14 protein-coding genes are annotated in these 13,509 nt (G+C 68.7%); 11 read left to right on the top strand and 3 right to left on the bottom strand.

Annotated elements, in window-relative coordinates:
* Positions 1-60: 60 nt before the first annotated feature.
* The 8 genes from ACPCXD_RS20390 (at position 61) to ACPCXD_RS20425 (ending at position 8,634) form a co-directional block, all read left to right on the top strand.
* Positions 61-846 carry a helix-turn-helix transcriptional regulator gene (locus tag ACPCXD_RS20390; RefSeq protein WP_423661043.1) on the top strand — a complete coding sequence of 262 codons (786 nt, stop codon included), beginning with the start codon at positions 61-63 and terminating at the stop codon, positions 844-846.
* Between the two features lie 141 nt (positions 847-987).
* Positions 988-2,025 carry an iron-siderophore ABC transporter substrate-binding protein gene (locus ACPCXD_RS20395; RefSeq protein WP_277371340.1) on the top strand — a complete coding sequence of 346 codons (1,038 nt, stop codon included), beginning with the start codon at positions 988-990 and terminating at the stop codon, positions 2,023-2,025.
* A gap of 20 nt (positions 2,026-2,045) precedes the next feature.
* Positions 2,046-3,065, top strand: coding sequence for a FecCD family ABC transporter permease (locus ACPCXD_RS20400; RefSeq protein WP_423661056.1), 1,020 nt, complete (start codon positions 2,046-2,048; stop codon positions 3,063-3,065).
* Positions 3,062-4,114 carry a FecCD family ABC transporter permease gene (locus ACPCXD_RS20405; RefSeq protein WP_423661045.1) on the top strand — a complete coding sequence of 351 codons (1,053 nt, stop codon included), beginning with the start codon at positions 3,062-3,064 and terminating at the stop codon, positions 4,112-4,114. The genes ACPCXD_RS20400 and ACPCXD_RS20405 overlap by 4 nt, the downstream gene beginning before the upstream one ends.
* On the top strand, positions 4,111-4,911 hold the full coding sequence (locus ACPCXD_RS20410) for an ABC transporter ATP-binding protein (RefSeq protein WP_106200240.1): 801 nt from the start codon (positions 4,111-4,113) through the stop codon (positions 4,909-4,911). The genes ACPCXD_RS20405 and ACPCXD_RS20410 overlap by 4 nt, the downstream gene beginning before the upstream one ends.
* Before the next feature lie 173 nt (positions 4,912-5,084).
* Complete coding sequence (locus ACPCXD_RS20415; protein ID WP_514132888.1) at positions 5,085-5,861, top strand: DNA polymerase IV; 777 nt, start codon at positions 5,085-5,087, stop codon at positions 5,859-5,861.
* A 29-nt stretch (positions 5,862-5,890) separates the two neighbouring features.
* Positions 5,891-7,888: an ABC transporter ATP-binding protein gene (locus ACPCXD_RS20420; RefSeq protein ID WP_423661048.1), complete on the top strand. Its 1,998-nt coding sequence runs from the start codon at positions 5,891-5,893 to the stop codon at positions 7,886-7,888.
* Entirely contained in the window at positions 7,885-8,634 is a 750-nt protein-coding gene (locus ACPCXD_RS20425; RefSeq protein WP_145692463.1) for an energy-coupling factor transporter transmembrane component T family protein, read from the top strand. Before ACPCXD_RS20420 ends, ACPCXD_RS20425 begins: the two co-directional genes overlap by 4 nt.
* 3 nt (positions 8,635-8,637) lie before the next feature.
* Here the strand turns inward: ACPCXD_RS20425 and ACPCXD_RS20430 are convergent, their stop codons facing one another.
* On the bottom strand, positions 8,638-9,297 hold the full coding sequence (locus ACPCXD_RS20430) for a DedA family protein (RefSeq protein ID WP_423661050.1): 660 nt from the start codon (positions 9,295-9,297) through the stop codon (positions 8,638-8,640).
* 135 nt (positions 9,298-9,432) lie between these two features.
* Here ACPCXD_RS20430 and ACPCXD_RS20435 point away from each other — a divergent pair, with 135 nt between their 5' ends.
* Entirely contained in the window at positions 9,433-9,939 is a 507-nt protein-coding gene (locus tag ACPCXD_RS20435) for an NADPH-dependent FMN reductase (RefSeq protein ID WP_088898743.1), read from the top strand.
* Complete coding sequence (locus ACPCXD_RS20440; RefSeq protein ID WP_016692074.1) at positions 9,936-10,418, top strand: flavin reductase family protein; 483 nt, start codon at positions 9,936-9,938, stop codon at positions 10,416-10,418. Before ACPCXD_RS20435 ends, ACPCXD_RS20440 begins: the two co-directional genes overlap by 4 nt.
* Before the next feature lie 21 nt (positions 10,419-10,439).
* Here the strand turns inward: ACPCXD_RS20440 and ACPCXD_RS20445 are convergent, their stop codons facing one another.
* On the bottom strand, positions 10,440-12,044 hold the full coding sequence (locus ACPCXD_RS20445; protein WP_423661053.1) for an MFS transporter: 1,605 nt from the start codon (positions 12,042-12,044) through the stop codon (positions 10,440-10,442).
* Positions 12,045-12,134: 90 nt separating this feature from the next.
* Positions 12,135-12,332, bottom strand: a complete 198-nt coding sequence (locus ACPCXD_RS20450) for a DUF4177 domain-containing protein (RefSeq protein ID WP_006552868.1) — start codon at positions 12,330-12,332, stop codon at positions 12,135-12,137.
* A gap of 104 nt (positions 12,333-12,436) precedes the next feature.
* Between ACPCXD_RS20450 and ACPCXD_RS20455 the strand changes: the two genes are divergently transcribed.
* A complete protein-coding gene (locus ACPCXD_RS20455) occupies positions 12,437-13,399 on the top strand; it encodes an Acg family FMN-binding oxidoreductase (RefSeq protein WP_202400071.1) in 963 nt (320 codons plus the stop codon).
* Positions 13,400-13,509: the final 110 nt, after the last annotated feature.

The raw sequence follows: 13,509 nt of genomic DNA on the forward strand, positions 1-13,509 counted from the left end.
CCGGCGCCTCGGCAGCGCGACGTGTGAGGATTGTCGTCGTCGTGCAGCGGAGGAGGCCGAGTGAAGAGTGTCGAGGCGGCGGAGAGCAGGACGTTGCCGGTCTACGAGGCCGGTGAGATCGACGTGCCGTTCGTCATCGCGGGCATGGACGAGCTCGTCTCCCGCGAGATCCGCTTCGAGGCGCATTCGCATCCGACGCACGAGTTGCTGTGGAACGACCGGGGTGCGTCCACCGCGACCATCGGTTCGCGCACGTGGACCATCACCCCGACCATGGGACTGTGGATTCCGGCGGGCATGCTCCACTGGGGCGTCATGCCCGCCGGAACCTGGTATCGCACCGCGCATTTCGGGATCGACTCGGCGCCGTCGTTGTCCGACGGTCCGGTCGCGGTGGAGATGACGCCGCTGCTGCGGCTGCTGCTCGACCGGCTGGCGGACGAACATCTCGGCGACGGGTCGCGGTCGCTAACCGAACGCATGGTGATCGATGTGCTCGCCCCCGCCGAGAACGAACTGATGGTGCAGGTGCCGTCATCGGCGGTCGTGCGGCCGATCGTCGAAGCGATCGCCGAGGACCCCAGTGATCCGCGGACGCTCTCGGACTGGGCGGCCGAACTGGGGGTGAGCACCCGCACCATCACCCGCACCTTCCGGTCGGAGACCGGCCTGAGCCTCGGGCGCTGGGTCGCGGCGGTGCGTGCCCAGCGCGCGGTGATGCTGCTCGGTCACGGCACCGACGTCGACGACGTCGCCGAACAGGTGGGGTACCGATCGGCGAGCGCGTTCGGTGCGGCCTTCCGCAGGGTCACCGGCACGACGCCCGGGATGTTCCGCGCAGGGTGATGTCCCGATCGCTACAGGGGCTGTCCCGATCGAGCGATTGCGCCGGATCTGGTTCGACATTAGATTTAGGCAAACCTCGCCTAACTGCTCGCGGCAGATAGGGCCGAGCCCCCACCCCGTACGAGAGTGAGTTCTGCCTCCATGCGTTCGAAGCGCTTTCTGACGATCGCCGCCGCATCCGTCGCGGTCGCCCTCGGTCTCACAGCCTGTGGATCCTCCGACTCCTCGGACACCGCCGACTCCGGCTCCGCCGGTTCGGGCGAGTACCCGATCACCATCGAGCACGCGCTCGGCACCGTCACCCTCGACGAGAAGCCCGAGCGCGTCGCCACGGTCAACTGGGCCAACCACGAAGTGCCTCTCGCGCTCGGCGTCGTGCCGGTGGGAATGGCAGCCGCCAACTTCGGCGACGACGACGGCAACGGCATGCTGCCGTGGGTCGAGGAGCGTCTCGAGGAACTCGGCGCCGAGACCCCCGTGCTGTTCGACGAGACCGACGGCATCGACTTCGAGGCCGTGTCCGACACGAACCCCGACGTCATCCTCGCCGCCTACTCCGGTCTGACGCAGGAGGACTACGAGACCCTCAGCGAGATCGCTCCCGTCGTCGCGTACCCGGAGGCGCCCTGGGCCACCTCGTGGCGCGACATGATCGAGCTCAACAGTGCCGGAATGGGCATGGCCGAGGAGGGCAAGGAGCTCGTCGCGAGCCTCGAGCAGGAGATCTCCGACGCGGCCGCCGCCCACCCCGAACTCGAGGGTAAGGCGACGATGTTCCTCACCCACGTCGACACCGCCGACCTGAGCCAGGTCAGCTTCTACACCGCCAACGACACCCGCGCCGCCTTCTTCGAGGACCTCGGACTGGCCACCCCGAAGAGCGTCGCGGACGCCTCCACCGACGACGCCTTCTCCAAGAAGGTCAGCGCCGAGCAGGTCGACGTCTTCGACGACGTGCAGATCATCGTCACCTACGGCGACCAGGAACTCGTCGACGCGCTCGAGGCCGATCCGCTGCTGTCGCAGATGCCCGCCGTCCGCAACGGCTCGATCGTCTTCCTCGACGGCTCCGGCCCGCTCGGTACCGCAGCGAACCCGACGCCGCTGGCGATCTCCTGGGTCCTCTCCGACTACGTCCAGCTGCTCTCCGACGCAGCTGCCAAGACGAACGCGGAGTGACCGCACTACACGACGAGTCGATGCCGAGCGCCCCCGAGAAGGGGCGCTCGGCCATCGGCAATTCCGTCTGGCTTCTCGTTCTGCTCGGTGTGCTCGTCCTGCTGGTGATCGCATCGATCACGATCGGTTCGCGCAACGTCGACTGGGCCGACATCGTCGCGGCCCTCGGCGGCGCCACCGACAACATCGGTCAGGGCGCGATCGCCAAGCGCATCCCGCGCACGGTGCTCGCGCTGCTGGTCGGCGCGGCGCTCGGTCTCGCCGGTGCCGTGATGCAGGGGGTGACCCGTAATCCCTTGGCGGACCCGGGCATTCTCGGCGTCAATATGGGCGCCTCGCTTGCCGTCGTGATCGGCATGGCGTGGTTCGGACTGTGGACGCAGACCTCGATCATCTGGATCGCGATCATCGGTGCCGCCGCTGCTGCGGTGTTCGTCTACACGATCGGGTCGCTCGGGCGTGGGGGAGCGACACCCCTCAAACTCGCCCTCGCCGGTGCCGCCACTTCGGCGGCGCTCGCGTCGTTCGTCACCGCCGTGATCCTGCCGCGCAGCGACATCGCCGGCAGCGTGCGGTCGTGGCAGATCGGCGGCGTGGGCGGCGCGAACTACGACGCCATCTCCCAGGCCTTGCCGTTCTTCGTCGTCGGCTTCGTCATCTGCCTGCTGTCGGCGCGCAGCCTCAACTCCCTCGCGCTCGGCGACGACATGGCCGCCGGACTCGGGGAACGCGTCGCTCTCGCCCGCGGCATCGCCGCGCTCGGCGCTGTGCTGCTGTGCGGAGCGGCGACCGCCATCGCCGGCCCCATCGCATTCGTCGGTCTCGTCGTGCCGCACCTGTGCCGGTTGCTCATCGGTATCGACAACCGGTGGCTGCTGCCCTTCTCCGCATTCGTCGGGGCGGGACTGCTGACCGCCGCCGACGTCGTGGGCCGCATCGTGGCGCGACCCGCCGAGATCGACGTCGGCATCATCACCGCGCTAATCGGGGCGCCCTTCTTCGTGTACATCGTCCGACGGCAGAAACTGCGCGAACTGTGACCGCCACACTCGAGACCACCGACACCGGCATCGACGAACTCGCCGCGAACCGGGTACGACGCGGGCGACGTCGTCGTCTCGTCATCGCCGCGCTCGCGACCCTTGTGGCCGCAGCCTTCGTGGCGAGCCTGATGTTCGGCCGGACCTTCTATCCGCCCGCGGATGTGTTGCGCGTCGTCTTCGGACAGGACGTGGCCGGGGCGACCTTCGCCGTCGGCCGCCTGAGACTTCCCCGCGCGGTCCTCGCGGTGGTCGCCGGCATCTGCTTCGGCCTCGGCGGCATCACCTTCCAGACGATGCTCCGCAACCCCCTCGCAAGCCCCGACATCATCGGCATCAGCTCCGGGGCGAGCGCCGCGGCGGCCTTCGCGATCATCGTGCTCGGCCTCGGTGGTACCGGAGTGTCGGTCTTCGCGATCGTCGCCGGTCTGGCCGTCGCCCTCCTGATCTACGGGCTGTCCTATCGCGGTGGGGTGGCGGGCACGCGCCTGCTCCTCATCGGCATCGGCATCGCCGCGATGCTCGACAGCGTCACCTCCTATCTGCTGAGCACGGCGGCGACGTGGGACCTGCAGGAGACGATGCGCTGGCTCACCGGCAGCCTCAACGGTGCGACGTGGGGTGCGACGGTGCCCGTCGTCGTCGCCCTCCTGGTGCTCGGGCCCGTGCTGCTCGTGCAGACACGCAACCTGTCGATGGTCCAGCTCGGCGACGACGCGGCGCAGGCACTCGGCGTGCGGGTCGAACGCACGCGGGTGTTCGCGATCGTCTCCGCGGTCGGGCTCATCGCGTTCGCCACCGCCGCGGCCGGACCCATCGCGTTCGTCGCCTTCCTGTCCGGCCCGATCGCCGCGCGGATCGTGGGGCGGGGCACGTCGCTGTTCGTCCCGGCGGCACTCGTCGGGGCGCTGCTCGTGCTGGTCGCGGATTTCGTCGGCCAGTACGCCTTCGGCACGCGCTACCCGGTGGGGGTGGTGACGGGTGCGCTCGGCGCGCCCTATCTCGTCTACCTCATCATTCGCTCCAACCGCGCGGGAGGCTCGCTGTGACCGCAACGCACACCCTGATCGCCGAGAATCTCGAACTCGGCTACGGCAACCGCACCGTCGTCGAAAATCTCGATCTGAAGGTGCCGCCTGGTCGGATCACGTGCATCGTCGGCGCCAACGCGTGCGGGAAATCGACGCTGCTGCGGTCGATGTCGCGATTGTTGTCGCCGCGCGGCGGGCACGTCCTGCTCGACGGCAAGGACGTCCACCGCTTGCCCGCCAAGAAACTCGCCCGCACCCTCGGTCTGTTGCCGCAGTCGCCGATCGCACCCGAGGGCATCGTCGTCGCCGACCTCGTGGGCCGCGGTCGGCATCCTCATCAACGGGTGCTCTCACGCTGGAGCCGCGAGGACGACGCGGCCGTGGCCGATGCACTCGCCGCCACCCACACCACCGAACTCGCCGAGCGTTCCGTGGACGAACTGTCGGGCGGTCAGCGGCAGCGCGTGTGGATCGCGATGGTGCTGGCGCAACAGACCGACCTTCTGTTGCTCGACGAACCCACCACCTTCCTCGACGTGAGCCACCAGGTGGAGGTCCTCGACCTGCTCACCGACCTCAACCGCGATCGCGGCACGACGATCGTGATGGTGCTGCACGACCTCAACCTCGCCGCGCGGTACGCCGACCACCTCGTCGCGATGGCCGACGGCAGCATCTACGCCTCGGGGGACCCCTCGGATGTGCTCACCGGTGAGACGGTGAAGGCGGTCTTCGGTCTGGACAGTCGCGTGATCTCCGATCCGGTCTCCGGCAAGCCGCTCGTCCTGCCCGTGGGGCGGCACCACATCATGTGATCGTCCATCCGCTACAAGAATCGCCATCCGCTACGGAAATTTCTGCAGCGGATAGCAGAAGTCGTAGCGAATGCGCCGTCGTGGCCGGGGGGATCGATCGCGCGAACCTATGAGGGATGGGCACGTCCGATCCGTCGACGCCGACACCTACAACGAGGTCTCGCAGGGTCGTGATGGACGCCCTCCGCGTCTTCGGCACGGTCGTCGACGTGCTCGGCTGGGACGAGGCGTTCATGGGTGTGCAGAACGACGATCCGGAGGCGTTCGCACGCGAGGTGCAGGCCGCCGTGCTCGACGCGACCGGGTTGCACTGTTCCGTCGGGATCGGCGACAACGTCCTGCGCGCGAAGATCGCGACGGGTTTCGGCAAGCCCCGCGGGATCTTCCGGTTGACGCGCGACAACTGGTTCGCGGTGATGGGGGAGCGCTCACCCGATTCGTTGTGGGGCATCGGTTCGCGCACGGTGAAGAAACTCGACGACATGGGCATCCGCACGGTCCGCGAGCTGGCGAGTGCCCCGGTCGACGAGATGGCGGCGCGGTTCGGACCCAAGATCGGCCCGTGGCTCGTCGGACTCGGCGCCGGTGCGGGTTCGACGGAGGTGTCGGCGGAACCGTGGGTGGCGCGGTCGCGCAGTCGGGAGACGACCTTCCAACACAATGTCGGCGACTGGAACGCGATCGTCGGGTGCGTGCGCGACCTCGCGGCGCGGGCCGTCGACGACGTCCGCGGGGAGGGACGGGAGGGAGTGCGGGTCGCGCTGAAGATCCGCTACGCGCCGTTCGTCACCCACACCGCGAGCGTCGCTCTTCCGTCGCCCACCACGGATCTCGCGACCGTCACGGATGCGGCCGTCGGACTGCTCGACCGGTTCGATCACGAACGCGAGGTCCGGCTCGTCGGCGTGCGGGTGGAGATGACGCCACCGGAGAACGTGCGGTCCTCCTAGCGGCTGGCAGACTGGGCCCAGTGCGATCGGTGACCAGGACACGGGGACCTCTACGACCACCGGAGGCCGCCGCAGCGGCGGTCTTCGGGACGTTGACGGCTGTGCTGTCGGTCGTCGCGGGACTGATACCCGTCGGTGTCGCCCAAGTGCTGGTCGCGCTGCCCGTCGCCTTCCTCGCCGCCACCGGCCGCCTGCGCGCGATCGTCGCCGCGACGGTCGCCGCCGGGGTCGTTGCGCTTGTGGCCGGTGGGCCGTTCGCCGTCGCCGCGGTCGTCGTCCTGTCCGGTATCGGAACGCTCGTCGGGTTCGCGCACCGCCGGTGGGGTCACGCGGCGGTGTTCGCGGTGCTGGCCGGCTCCGTCCCGGCCGGGTTGCTGCTCGCGGCCGCCGCCTGCGGTCTGCTGCTGCTGTTCGACCGGACCCGGGTGCTACTGCTCGAGGCCCTCGAAGCGTCGATGCGCGGCACGATCCGGGCGTTCGAGGCGGCCGGTGCGGGCCAGCAGTTCGTCGACACCTGGGACCGGACCCTCGAGATCATGGTGCGGTTGTGGTGGGTGTGGATCGGTGGCGCAGTGCTCATCGGGACCGTGGGCACCGCACTGCTGTGCTTCGGGATCTTCCGCGTGGTGGCCCTGCGCAGTACGTGGGCGACCCGGTCGGTCGACTGGCCCGAGCAGGACCCCGCCGCCGACCCGGCTCCGCTGCCCGTCGCCCTGCGGCTCGTCGGCTACCGGTATCCGGGAACCGACCGCGACGCCCTGTCGGACATCGACCTCACGATCGAACCGGGGGAGTTCGTCGCGATCGTCGGCGGCAACGGCTCGGGCAAGTCGACACTCGTGCGGCTGCTCGCGGGACTGGAGCCGACCGTCGGCCTGGTCGACCGTCCCGGGCCCGTCGGGCCGGGACGCCCCGGTGGCACCGCGATGATCCTGCAGCATCCCGAGAGTCAGGTGCTCGGTCGCACGGTCGCCGAGGACCTGCGGTGGGGGATCGACGACGTCGACGTCGAGGATCTGCTCGCCCGCGTCGGCCTCGCCGGGATGGAGGACCGCGCCACGGAGGATCTGTCCGGCGGGCAACTCCAGCGACTGGCACTGGCGGGCGCACTGGCCCGGCGACCCGCACTGCTCATCGCCGACGAGATCACCGCGATGGTCGACGCGGACAGTCGCGCGGACCTGATCCGCCTGCTCGCGGACGTCGCGCACGACGGCACCGCGGTCGTGCTCGTCACCCACCTCGACGACGAAGCCCGCGCCGCAGACCGCGTCGTGCACATCGCCGACGGCCGGATCGTCCCGCGGGTTGCGCCGCAGCCACTGCCGTCGCCGGTCCCGGCGACCGCCCCGTCCTTCCCGCAGCCGGTTCTCGAACTACGCGACGTCACGCACGTCTACGCGGCCGGCACGCCCTGGGCGCACACCGCCCTGCGCGAGGTGTCGCTGACGATCTGCCGCGGCGAAGGAATGCTCGTCGTCGGGGAGAACGGTTCGGGCAAGTCGACGCTCGCGTGGATCGTCGCCGGACTGATGCGCCCCACCCACGGAACGGCCGTCCTGCACGACACCCCGACCGCCGACCTGCACGGGGAAGTGGGCATGGTCTTCCAGCAGGCCCGGCTCCAGTTGCAACGACCGACCGTCGCGCAGGAGATCTCCGAGGTGGCCGGACTCCCGCACACCGACCGCGGTTACGTCGCCGCCGTCCTGCACCGGGTGGGTCTGCGTCCCGAACTGATCGACCGCCCGATCGACCGGCTCAGCGGAGGAGAGATGCGGCGGGTCGCGATCGCCGCCCAGCTCGCTCGCACCCCGCGGGTCCTCGTGCTCGACGAACCGCTGGCCGGGCTGGACGTGCAGGGCCGCCGCGAGGTCGTCTCGATCCTCGCCCACCTGCGCGCGGTCGAGCACGTCACCATCGTCGTCATCTCCCACGACCTGCACGGCATGGAAGAGGTGTGCTCGCGCACCGTGGTTCTCGAGGACGGACGCATCGTGGAGCAGACGGGAGCGGTGATCACATGAGTCGCACACGTACGCGGCAGCGCCGCCCCGTCATCCTGCTGCGACCTGTGCCGCGGGAGACACCCCTGCACCGGGTGTGGGCGGGTACGAAGGTGTTGTCGGCAGCGGCACTGTCGGTGGCGGTGAGTTTGGCGCCGAGCTGGATCGGGCTCGGCATCCTGCTCGCCGTGCTGGTCGTGGGCGTGCTCGTCGCGCGGATCCCGCGCGGGGTGGTCCCGACGATTCCGTGGTGGGTGTTCGCGGTCCTTGCCGTCGGCCTGGTGCTCAACGCCGCGGGTGGCGGACTCACCGCCTACGTCCGGACGATTCTGCTCGGCGTGGGGCTGCTGGTCCTTGCGTCGCTGGTGGGGTGGACGACGCGGCTGTCCGATCTCGTCGACGCCCTGCCGGTCCTGTTCTCGCCGCTGCGGTTGTTGCGGCTGCCCGTCGACGAATGGGTGACGGTGTGCGCGCTGGCGTTGCGGATGCTGCCGACCGTGCGTGCCGAGATGCGCGTGCTGTTCGCCGCCCGCAAGGTGCGCGGCCGGCCCGGCTTCCGCAATCCGGCGGGATGGTGGCAGGAGGTGATCGACGCCGTCGGCGCGGTGGTGTCGGTGTCGATGCGGCAGGTCCGCGATCTCGGCGATGCACTGTCGGTGCGGGGTCCTCGATCGGCGACCCGCCCACCGCTGCGACTGCGGCTCGGGGACATCGTCACCGTCCTGGTCGTGGCGGGTGCATGCACTGCGATCACCGTGTGGGGCTGACCGTCAGTCGCGGCTCTCCGAAGCACTGTCCTTCGACCGCGAGCGGATCCGCTTCACGAGCGCGTAACCGATCACCGCGACGACGACGGCGATCACGACGTACTGCAGCACCGAGGCATACGGTTCCACGGCGCTCCAGTTCTCGCCGAGCTGGTAACCGGCCAGCACGAAGATCGAGTTCCAGATCAGACTGCCCGTGGTGGTGAAGACGAGGAACTGCCAGATCGGCATCTGCGTGACACCGGCAGGGATGGAGATGAGACTCCGGAAGACAGGCACCATCCGGCCGAAGAAGACGGCCTTGCGTCCGTGCCGCTCGAACCACGCGGTCGAACGATCGAGGTCCTCCACGTCGACGAGCGGCAACTTCCGCACGACCTTACGGATCCGGTCCTCACCCACCCAGCGGCCGATCGAATACAGGCCGAGAGCGCCGACCACCGAACCGAGGGTCGTCCAGAACAGCGCACCGAACAGGGTGAAACTGCCCAGGCTCGCGGCGAATCCGGCGAGCGGCAGGATGACCTCGCTGGGCAGCGGAGGGAAGAAGTTCTCGAGTGCGATGGCGATGCCGGCACCGACACCGCCGAGGCGGTCCATCAGGTCGAGCGCCCATCCCGCGAGACCGTCGGTGGGGGCTGACTGTGAATCCGCGACACTCATCCACCCGACCCTACCGAGGGGGCGTCGAGGTTTCCGCTCGTAAGGATCGAAACGGTTCCGGTACGTGTGACCGGGGAGAAGGATGGCGGGGTACTCCGCTCTCCACCGGAGGGCCGATCCGGAAGGTGAACTCCAGTGACGATCGTTGTCGTCGCGGGCAACCCGAAGCCCGCATCTCGAACCCTCGACGCCGGAGCCCGCCTCGCCACGGCGCTTACCGGACGAGAGCCCGATCACGTTGTGGACGTGATCACACTCGGAGCGGGACTGCTCGGCTGGGGCGACGAGAAGGTCGCCGCCGCGGTCGAGACCGTCGCGGCCGCCGTTCTCGTGGTATTCGCGAGCCCCACCTTCAAGGCCACCTACACGGGCGTCCTCAAGTTGTTCCTCGACCAGTTCGCCACCGGTGACGGGTTGCGCGACGTCGTCGCCGTGCCGCTCATGCTCGGTGCCGGGCCCGCTCACGCACTCGCGCCCGACCTGCTGCTCAAGCCCGTCCTGGTGGAACTGGGCGCCACGAGCCCGGCGCCCGGCCTGTATCTTCACGATTCGACCTACACAACCGATACCCGTATTGCGGACTACGCCGAACGCTGGTCGCCGGTGCTGTCCGCCGCACTCCGAAACGAGGCCGCCTCATGACCACTCTCGACGGACCGTCTCTGCGTCAGGCATTCGCGCACGTTCCCTCGGGCGTCGTCGCGATCTGCGCGGAGGTGGACGGGGAGCGGATCGGGATGGCGGCGAGCACCTTCGTTCCGGTGTCGCTCGACCCGCCGCTCGTCTCGTTCTGCGTGCAGAACACCTCGACCACGTGGCCGCGACTGTCGTCGCTCCCGCACCTGGGCATCAGCGTGCTCAGCGAGGAGCACGACGGTGCCGCGCGGGTGCTCGCCGCGAAGAACGGCGACCGCTTCGCCGGAATCGACATCGAGAGCCGCGAGGGCGGTGCCCTGTTCGTGTCCGGCACGAGCGTGCGCATGGACGTGACGGTGGAGCAGGAGGTCCCGGCGGGCGATCACGCCATCGTCGTGCTTCGCATCAACGAACTGCTCACCGACGCCGACGTCGAACCCATCGTGTTTCACCGCAGCTCGTTCCGCCGTCTGCTCGCGTCCTGACCCGCGCACCGCCGAAGTTTTCTAGGGCGGGGGTGTTCCGACCGCTCGTCGCGGCAGCCGTCCGGTCCCGAACAGCGCCGCGATCGCGAGGAGCAATGTCACGGCGAACGCGGCGCGCAGCGCTTCGAGTCGCGCGTCGGCGTTGACCGCGACGAGTGCTTCCGCGGTGGACGGGTCGACACCCGCCTCGTCGAGCCCGGCCTGCAACTGCGTCGTGGACAGGAACGGCACACCGGTGGCCAGCTCGGTGGTCGCCTGCTGCTGAACCGACGACGGGATGTCGGGGTTGTTCTCGATTCCTGCGACGACCGACGTGGTGAGGGTGGCGATCAGGATCGATCCGATCAGCGCGGTGCCCAGCGACGCCCCGAGATTCGTTGCGGTGTTCTGCAAACCGCCGACCTCGGCGTTCTCGGAATCCGGTACCGACGAGACCGTGACCGCGCCGAGCTGGGAAGCCAGCGCCCCCAGCCCGAGACCCATCAACAACATGGGGATCGACACCACGGCCGCATCGGCACCCGGGTCCATACCGACGACGAGGATCAGGATTCCCAGGATCATCGAACCCAGGCCGACGCGCACGACGCGTCGGGGATCGGCGTGGGGTCGCACTTTCGGGATCACTGTTGCGGCCAGCACCAGCGCGATCGACAACGGCAGGATCCGCACACCGGTCTCGACCGCGCTGAGTTCGAGTACGACCGATAGGAAGAGAGGGACGGAGAAGAAGACTCCGGCCTGCACCGCGAACTGCGCGAAGAACATCGTCAGCCCGCCGACGAGTTGTCGGTTGGCGAACATCCTCGGATCGACGAGCGGATCGCGTCCCTTGTCCATGAGAGCGGTCTGCCACCGCACGAATGCGTAGAGCACAAGCGAGCCCGCCACGAGAAGCCAGATGACCGGGGACAGGCCGAGTACGGCGGGACCGCCGGGCGCGGCCCGGACCCAGCCCCACTCGCTCGAGCGCAGGACGCCGTAGACGACGGATCCCAAACCGACGACGGACAGAGCAGATCCCACGAGATCGAGGTGGACGCGGTGAGGGGGAACGTCCTCGATGCGACGCAGCACCAGCAGGATCAGCGCCACGAGGACGACCTCACCGAAGAAGACGTAGCGCCACGACGCGAATGTCGTGACCGCCCCGCCGAGCAACGGCCCCACGGCCACGGCCGACGCACCGGCCGCTGCCACCAGGCCGTACGCTGCGGCACGTCGTTCGGGAGGGAAGTTGGCCGCGACGAGCGAGACGATCGCCGGCATGATCAGGGCTGCGCCGATACCTTCGAGCAACGACCATCCCAGCAGCAGGACCGCAAGGTTGGGGGCGAGTCCCGTGACGAACGAGCCGATGCCGTAGATCACCAGTCCGATGCCGAACGCACGACGTCGACCAAGGATCGTGCCGACCTTTCCGCCGGTGATCATCAAGGATGCCATCACCAGGGTGTAGAGGGTGATCGCGGTCTGGATGCCGGTGATCGTGGTGCCGACGTCCTGCGCGACGGTCGCCATCGACACGTTCATCACCGAGCTGTCGAGCGTCATCAGGAACTGGCCCGACGCCAGCACTGCGAGTACCAGTGTCGAACCCGAGCGGACCTCCGGCTGCGACGACACCTGTCCGTCCTTCGGCTCAGGTCGCCGGCAACGGCCGACAGGAGCTACTGCCGCTACCGGTGGGTACCGGCATCCGCTGCGACATGACTTCTACTCTTCGCGTTCGAACGTCACGAGCATTCCCTCGACGCCACCGGGACCGATCCGTCCCTTGATGTCGGCGGAGGTGATCGCCTTCAGGCGCCACCCATCTCGGGCATGATCGTTGAGGATCTTCTCGAGCTTGCCGCCGGACATCTTCCCGCCGAGCATGCCCTCGCGGATCTCGATCACCTTGTACGAGTACACCCGTTCAGCTTACGGTCGTCCCGCGAGAATCTCGTCGAAATCCGATGGCTGTACGTGACACTGGAAGGTGACGCTTTCGAAACCCGGAGGCAGCAGTGGAGACGATGCCGGACCGTCGGACTCTCGAGTCAGCAGTTGCGCTCGCGGGTCGCGCGCCGTCGTTGCACAACAGTCAGCCGTGGCGGTGGATCCTGGACGCGGACGGACTCACGTTGTTCAGCGACAACGATCGCATCCTGCCGGCCACCGATCCGTCCGGTCGCCAGATGTTGCTGTCCTGCGGAGCGGTGCTGCACCATCTCCGGACGGCGTTGATCGCCCGATACTGGGCGACCGTGGTCGAACGGATGCCGGACGCGACGAATCGTCGTTGTCTCGCGACGCTGCGCTTCCGCCGAGTTGACGCGGTGACCGACACCGACCTCCGGATGGCAGAGGCGATCGGCCGCCGACGTACCGAGCGGTTACCGATGGGGGCTCCGCAGGAGTGGGCTCGGACCGAGAGCGCTCTGCAGATGTTAGTCGAACCCGCGGGTGTCCGCCTGAGTGCCATCGCCGAACACGAGCGACCGGCACTCGAGGAGTTGTCCCGTCGCATCGTCGGCGAACGCCGCTCCGACCTTGCCTATCAGACGGAACTTTCTTGGTGGGCCGGACATGCGATGTACCCGGACGGAATACCTCCGGACGCACTCCCACCGGGACGGCGCACGGTGGCGACCGAGCGGGAGTTCCCTCCCGGCAACGCGACCGGCGAGTCGGCAGAGACGGAGGACCGAGCCGCGATACTTCTCCTGTCGACCACGACGGACACGCGGCTCGACTGGCTGCGGAGCGGTGAAGCCCTATCGGCCGTGCTCCTCGCGTGCACCGCCCGTGGACTGGCCACCTGCTCCGTCACGCACCTGACGGAATCCGAATCCTCACGTGCGTTCCTGCGGGAAACGGCCCGCATCGAGGGCGTGCCGCAAGTGATGATCCGGGTCGGTGTATGCACGGGACCGGGTCCGGATGCGGCGACGCCGCGCCGTCCGACTTCCGCGATTCTGTTCCGCAAGCAATCCTGATCCCGAACTTCGGTGTTCCCGACCGCGCTCAGCGACGTCGAAACCACCAGAATCGTTTGAGGACAACAAAGCCCGGATCAGCACGCGGCGCCGTAGAAGCGGGAGACCCG

It is taken from the genome of Rhodococcus sp. AB351, assembly GCF_049538275.1.
Taxonomy (GTDB): domain Bacteria; phylum Actinomycetota; class Actinomycetes; order Mycobacteriales; family Mycobacteriaceae; genus Rhodococcus.